Origin of the sequence: uncultured Sphingomonas sp. (genome assembly GCF_936927845.1) — a bacterium.
GTDB lineage: Bacteria > Pseudomonadota > Alphaproteobacteria > Sphingomonadales > Sphingomonadaceae > Sphingomonas.
Map to the genome: position 1 here is coordinate 1 of NZ_CAKZHV010000065.1, position 6363 is coordinate 6363.

The window sequence follows — 6363 nt, forward strand, 5'->3', positions numbered from 1 at the left end:
CCTGTGGCTTGCGCATCACCTCGTCAGCAAGGCGGAGAAGACCGGACGCTTACGGTAAAAGCGGCCCTCTGCTGATGCTGCAAAGCGACGCCGAAAAGGCTGACATTGTCTTACATGAATGTACGGCAGATTTCGGGAGGCGCGACAAGCGGTCCGAACGACTGCAACTGGGTCGTTAAGCTGAACTGAGAGCCGGGCTAAGGACGAGGAGCGGCTCAGCTGTTTCCTCGCGGGCCATCCGCAGCCAACGATGTGGACTTAAGCCGTGTTCGGGGAGCATTGAAAGAGGCGCCGAGCGCGTGGCCGCTCTAGCCTCGCGCTCGCGGAACTTGGCTGCCAGTGGCTCGGCCTTATCGCTTGCCAACCGAATCTGCGTCGCCCAACCAGCCGAGCCCGGCGCCATGCCAGGTGGCAGCGAGGACTTAACGAGTTCCACGAGCCCAATCTTTCCAGTAAGAGCGGTCACCTGATCAGCGCACTGCTCAGCAATCCTTGTCGCTAATTTATCCTCACTGGCTGCCATCGCGGCGGAAAAGCGTAGTCCGCCAATCGTCGACAGTGCGTCGACCATGCGGTCGGCCACGGCGTAGGCTGGCGACGGGCCAGCCAGCAAGCGCTTGGCTCGATATTCGAACAGGTCTTGGTACCGACGGGCCTCGCTTGCGATCGCGCGCCATTCATCTTCAGCCTTGTCAATGTTGCGCCAAAACCACGCCTCTTCAAATCGTTGGAGAAACGTAGATAGCATAACAAAGTCTTCTTCGAACTTCTCTTCACGAAGCAGCTCGATGTTAGCCGATAAGGCCTGCACGTCGGTGCGTAACGCGTTCAGCTTAGCATTCATCACAACGAAGCCCGCTACCGACACGCCGATGTCAACCGCTGAGAGAGCCACGTTCGCGAACTGCGAGACCTTCAATAGCTGCAAGCCCTGGGAGACATGGGTGAGCTGTCCCGAAACCTCGTTCACCCCTGCAAGTAACTTTGCTGGATTGAAAGCAGCCGTTTCCTGCATGTGGCTATGGATGCCGCCACCCACGTGATAGATTACGCTGCCGATCCGCTGTAATGTTCCATCCACCAGACCCTGTACAGCATCCGGCTTAGGAATGAAGGATTGTGCGAAGGCAGCGGCGTCGTTCATGACATCTTCCCTTGAAAACTAAACGTGACTTGATCGACGGCATCAAGTATCACTGTCATCGCTCCTGGTGGGTCATTGCCACTTCCGACCCAGACCTCTTTGACGCGCGCGTCAACGGCGGACGCAATCCTGTAAGCGAACAGCGGCTTGGCTAGCGTCGCAGCTCCATAACCCATAACGCCGATCAGAGCCTCGGGCGCGATTATCGCCGCCGTGGCGCCAGCAATGCCGAGTTGCACCGCCCGGGATTGCCAAGATGCATCGAGGTCGAACGGCCAGGGTGGAATCTGATCCTTTTCTTCGTCTGGGCGGGGTAATGCCAGCACTGTGGGACCGATGGCTGCTTTCACTGCGGCTGTTAATTCAACCTCTAGCAACTCGCTCGAACAACCAAGGCTTCGAAGATGCGTGAGCCCTTGGTGCAGCGTCGAGCACATTGGCCGAGCTAAGGCGTCCCGCATAGCGGCGTCGATGCGAGGATACGCGAAGGCAACCGGATCCCAGTAGGTGTCTCGTATGCCTGCCTTGGGAATTTGGCCTGCCACGCGGTCCACCGCCGCCTGCGTTGCGAAATCGAATGCTAGCCAAGTGGCTCTGGTGAAGGCGTCGCGCCAAGCCATCAGAGCCTGTCCGCAACGGAGTCGATCTAGCATCACTGACGTTCATCACCCCCGAGCGATCACGATGTTACGCGGGCTGCATTCGAACGAGAAGACCGTTCTGCACTTCAAGCCCCGCGCTGCTGGTAAACAGGATCGCAACGAAGCCTATAGCCGGATGAACGGACGGCAGAAGTTGGTAAGCCGAAACTAACCCGCGAGTGACCGGAAATGGGTCTTTTCCGCAGATGTATCTGTAAATATGGACTGGCGGGCACCCGCCTTACCCCTAAATCATCGCGATCAATCCTGAACAACAATCTCCGTCGTTCATAATGAGCAGCGCCGTAGTCCTTATTTGTTCCTCGTTCGGACAAGCTCGTACGTCTCCAATTGGCCGCTAGCTCACAAGGGTATATGCAGATTGGCTATGACGAACGACGGCAATCCACATCCGATCCGAGCGGCGCGTGTCTACCTGCGCGTCAGCACCGACGAGCAGGATCTGACGCGGCAGGAGGCGATCGTCGCGGGCGCGCGCGCGGCGGGCTATTACGTCGCGGCGGTCTACCGCGAGAAGGCGTCTGGCGCGCGCCCCGACCGGCCGGAGCTGTTGCGCATGGTAGCGGACCTGCAGCCGGGGGAGGTAGTGGTCGCGGAGAAGATTGACAGGATCAGCCGCCTTCCGCTCACGGAGGCTGAGCTCCTTGTCGAGGCTATTCGCTCGCGAGGCGCGCGACTCGCGGTGCCGGGGATTGTCGATCTCACGGACCTGGTCGCTGACAGTGCAGGGGTCGCGCGGATCGTGCTGGAGGCGGTCCAGGACATGCTACTGCGCGTCGCGCTTCAGACCGCGCGAGATGATTATGAGACCCGGCGGGAGCGGCAGCGCGAAGGGATCGAGCTCGCTAAGAGGGCAGGGCGCTACACCGGTCGCAAACCCGATCTGGCTCATCACCGTCGCATCATCGGTCTGCGTGAGGCGGGCATGAGCATCGCCAAGACAGCCGAACTGGCGGGATGCAGTATCGCCCAAGTCAAGCGCATCACCGCGCTACACCGATCGAAGCCCGCTTCGACAGAGATGGCGACGATCAAGGATGCGGAAACAGCCGGTTGAGCTGCAGCGGTCTGGCTGTTGGGCGAATAAGTTGCTCGCTCAAAAGTAGCTCCTCTGCTTTTGAGTTTTGGGTGGGAAGCGAAACGGCCGCTTTCTAACGCGGACAGGGGTAAGCGGCCGTTCGTTCAAACATCGCCAGCCGGCAGCCGCCCTTGGTGTTTCCTCCGCGTCGGCGGGCTCCCGGCGGAGGGCCGCAGCGTCGGCGGCAACGCCTTGTCGTTTACCCGATACGCGATAGGTTGAGGCGACGATCCGCCCGACACAGGTGGCGCATCGATGCGGGGAGACGATGCGCTACGTTTCGAGGTCGGCCATTCCGGAGCCGGAAATCCTTCGAGGTCGCCTGGCCAGCGAATATCGCAGGGCGGTCGAGCGCTATCTCGCGTCGGGAGAGCGGGACCGGCGGCCTCCGCAACCTCCCGAACCCGTGCTTGGAGACGAGCGCCTCCGCCAAGAGCTGTTCAGGCTGTTCTGGGGCGCGTGCGCATATTGCGAGACACCGCTTCAGGATGGCGGGTTCAACATCGACCATTATCGTCCGTGGCAGGGAGCCGACCGGGGCGACGGCGAGGTCGACTTCCAATACTATTGCTGGCTCGGCCTCGAGTGGGCCAACCTCTATCCGGCATGCAACGCGTGCCTGCGCGCGAAGCGCAATTTCTTCCCGATCCGGCAGCGCGGGGGCGCAGAGGGGGACCCGCGGTCCGCCCCACTTAGCGCCGAGGGCGCCATGCTCCTCGACCCATGCTTCGACGCGCCGGCCGAGCACCTGATCCTCGACGGGAACGGCCTTCTCTCCGGCATCGACGACCGCGGTGCCACGACGATCGAGGTGCTATCCCTGAACCGCCCGGACCTGCGGCATGCGCGTCTGCAGGTCCTTCGGTCCCTCGACCTCGCGCCGGATCGACCGCTGGCGCCCGGGCAGCGGCGCTCGAGCCTCGTCGCCTCCGCCATCGCCGACCGCGTCGGCTTCCAGGGCATTATCCTGATCCGCCTTGTCCAGGGACTCCCCGCGGGACACCCGTTCAGGGCATGGTCCCGCCAGGAGCTTTCCCCGGAACGCGCTGCGCGGCTGGTCGAGGCGGTCGAGCAGTCGGCGAGCGGTGGCGCAGGCCGCGACTCCGCGACGCCGTCGGAGGTGAGGGCCGGCGAGAGGCGGTACGTACGTCGCGTCGTGATCGACGGGTTCCGCGGCATCGACCACGCCGTGGTGGAGTTCCCGGCACGCGGCGCCGGAGGCGGCAAGGGGGCGGGCTCGATAGCCGTGCTCGGGGAGAACGCCGCTGGAAAGACGTGCCTGCTCCAGGCCGTCGCGATCGGCGCGATGGGACCGACGCAGGCGATGGAGGCCGGCGTGGTAGCCAGATGGTGCCTCCGTGACGGCGTGCATCGAGGCAGGATCGGGGTGCAATTCTTCGATACCGACGACACGAACGTCGTGACGTTCGAGGAGGGCGATGCCGTGCTCGGCGGCCACCGCCGAGTCCCGGTGACGGTCCTGGGCTACGGAGCCTACCGACTGCCGGCTCGCGGACGTCTCGGCGAACGCCGCCGGCGCGCCGACTTCCGCGTGCATACGCTCATGGAGGAGCGCTTCTCGGTCAACGGGCCGTTCGGGCTCGAGCGTCACCTTGCAGGTCGCGAAGGGGCGAGTCGAGCGGAGGACGTCGCGCGAGCGCTCAACGAGATGCTCACCAGTGCGGCGACCGCGTTAATCGAACGGGACGGGCGACTGGCGATAGAGGAGGGAGGGCGCCGGCGCCGGCTGACGGACCTCAGCTCGGGCTTCAAGAGCATCCTGTCGCTCGGCACCGACGTGATGGACGTGATGTACGAGACCTGGGGCAGCCTGAGTTCCGCCCAGGTGCTCCTCCTTGTTGACGAAATCGATGCCCATCTTCACCCGGAGTGGCGACTGCGGGTCGTCGACGCGTTCCGCAGGGCGTTTCCGCTCAGCCAGCTCATGCTGACCACGCATGATCCGCTCGTGCTTCGCGGCTTGTCGCAGGAGGAGGTGCGGCTTCTCGATCGTTCACCGGACGGCAGCCCGACCTTGTCGGAGCCGATGATACCCAGCCTGGACGGGCTCGACGTCGACCAGATGCTGACGTCCGACCTGTTCGGATTGCGCACGACGCTGCGGCCGGAGGTCGATCGCGATCTTGCCGCCTACTACCGGCTGCTCGCCCGACCGACGCCCGACGGCGCGGATGATGCCGAACTGGAGGAAATCCGGGCGCGCCTGAAGCCGAGCCTTCCGATGGGACGTACGCGCCGGGAGCGGCTGCTCTATGAGGTGATCGATCGGTACCTCGCCAAGACGGCTGGGGAGCGTGATCCTGACGTCTGGGATGAGGAGGCGGTCGAGCAGATCCTGGACGAATTCGAGGCTGCCGAGGTCGCCGAGGCGGGGGAGGCGTCGTGATCCGGCGTCTCAACGCGGCGAGTTTCGCCCCGGCCTGCCTAGGCGCAGGTGCCGCCACCGCCGCTTCCAAGGAGAGGGCGAAGGCCAAGGCGCACTATCAGAAGGTGCCGCCGCCCACGTCGGCCTACCCGTTCGAAGTGTACGGGCGGGCGGAGGTCAAGAATGCGCTGGCCGCGCTCTTCGGCGGGAAATGCGCCTATTGCGAGTATCGCATCGACGGCGCTCCCTTCGACGTGGAGCATTACCGGCCGAAGGGCGGCGTCCTCGAGGACGATGGAACCATGTCGGGCGGCTACTGGTGGCTTGCGTCGGAATGGTCGAATCTTCTGCCGGCCTGCCAGGACTGCAATCGTGCACGCTACCATCCCGTCCCGGGTGGCGGCGAGGCGAAGTTCGGCAAGGAGAACAGGTTCCCGCTCCTCGGCACGCCGCGATCGACGGCGCTCGGAGGCGAAGCGGCGGAGGCTCCCGCCCTGCTGAACCCCACCGTGGACGATCCGCGTCCGCACCTCGCATTCAGCATCAGGCCGCAGCCGGACGGGCACGACGGCTCGGTCGTTTCCCTTCTGACAGCGCGAGGAGTGGGGACGGATGAAGTCGTCGGCTTGAACCGGCCCCGGCTGGTCCGCGCTAGGATGGAGCGGATCACGAGTTTGCGCTTCGCCTTGCGCTCGATCGAGAAGGAGTGGAAGCTTGCCAAGCTCGCGACCGGAGTTCCGGAGCGAGCAGCCGCGCTGGCGGTGGCAAGCGAAGAAACCGAGGAGGTCTGGACCCATTTCCTTAAATGGGACGCGCCCTTCTCGGCGGCGTGCAGGGCCGATTACCGGCGCTGGCGAGCCGACATACTAGCGATGATGGCCGCATGAAGGAGATCAGCGATGCCCGATCGCGTGATTTAGATCGCGAGGCCCGACTACCGGCTTTGGACCGAGGCCAATCCTATGGCATTGTACCCGGCCGAGGCTCCCTGGCGGCCCGCCGGAGAGCACCGCATCCCGGAGCCGCAGAACTTCAAGGAGGTGCTTCGCCCTCAACCGTACACCTACAGTTCGCCGGAAGTCAGCTCCGCCGA

General features: G+C 63.9%; 5 protein-coding genes. 3 read left to right on the top strand and 2 right to left on the bottom strand.

All coding sequences use genetic code 11. The annotated features are described in order from the left end of the window. Positions 1-175: 175 nt before the first annotated feature. Together Q0579_RS13805 and Q0579_RS13810 are read right to left on the bottom strand one after the other, a co-directional pair. Complete coding sequence (locus tag Q0579_RS13805) at positions 176-1144, bottom strand: hypothetical protein (RefSeq protein ID WP_017980725.1); 969 nt, start codon at positions 1142-1144, stop codon at positions 176-178. Then, complete coding sequence (locus Q0579_RS13810; RefSeq protein ID WP_033374247.1) at positions 1141-1764, bottom strand: hypothetical protein; 624 nt, start codon at positions 1762-1764, stop codon at positions 1141-1143. Before Q0579_RS13810 ends, Q0579_RS13805 begins: the two co-directional genes overlap by 4 nt. Before the next feature lie 409 nt (positions 1765-2173). Here Q0579_RS13810 and Q0579_RS13815 point away from each other — a divergent pair, with 409 nt between their 5' ends. The 3 genes from Q0579_RS13815 to Q0579_RS13825 all read left to right on the top strand — a co-directional run bounded on the left by Q0579_RS13815 (position 2174) and on the right by Q0579_RS13825 (position 6157). Then, the gene (locus tag Q0579_RS13815) at positions 2174-2863 is read left to right on the top strand and encodes a recombinase family protein (RefSeq protein ID WP_298280072.1); all 690 of its coding nucleotides are present in this window, start codon (positions 2174-2176) and stop codon (positions 2861-2863) included. 289 nt (positions 2864-3152) lie between these two features. Beyond that, entirely contained in the window at positions 3153-5291 is a 2139-nt protein-coding gene (locus Q0579_RS13820; RefSeq protein ID WP_298280073.1) for an AAA family ATPase, read from the top strand. Further along, the gene (locus Q0579_RS13825; protein WP_298280074.1) at positions 5288-6157 is read left to right on the top strand and encodes a hypothetical protein; all 870 of its coding nucleotides are present in this window, start codon (positions 5288-5290) and stop codon (positions 6155-6157) included. Before Q0579_RS13820 ends, Q0579_RS13825 begins: the two co-directional genes overlap by 4 nt. The last annotated feature ends 206 nt before the right edge of the window (positions 6158-6363 follow it).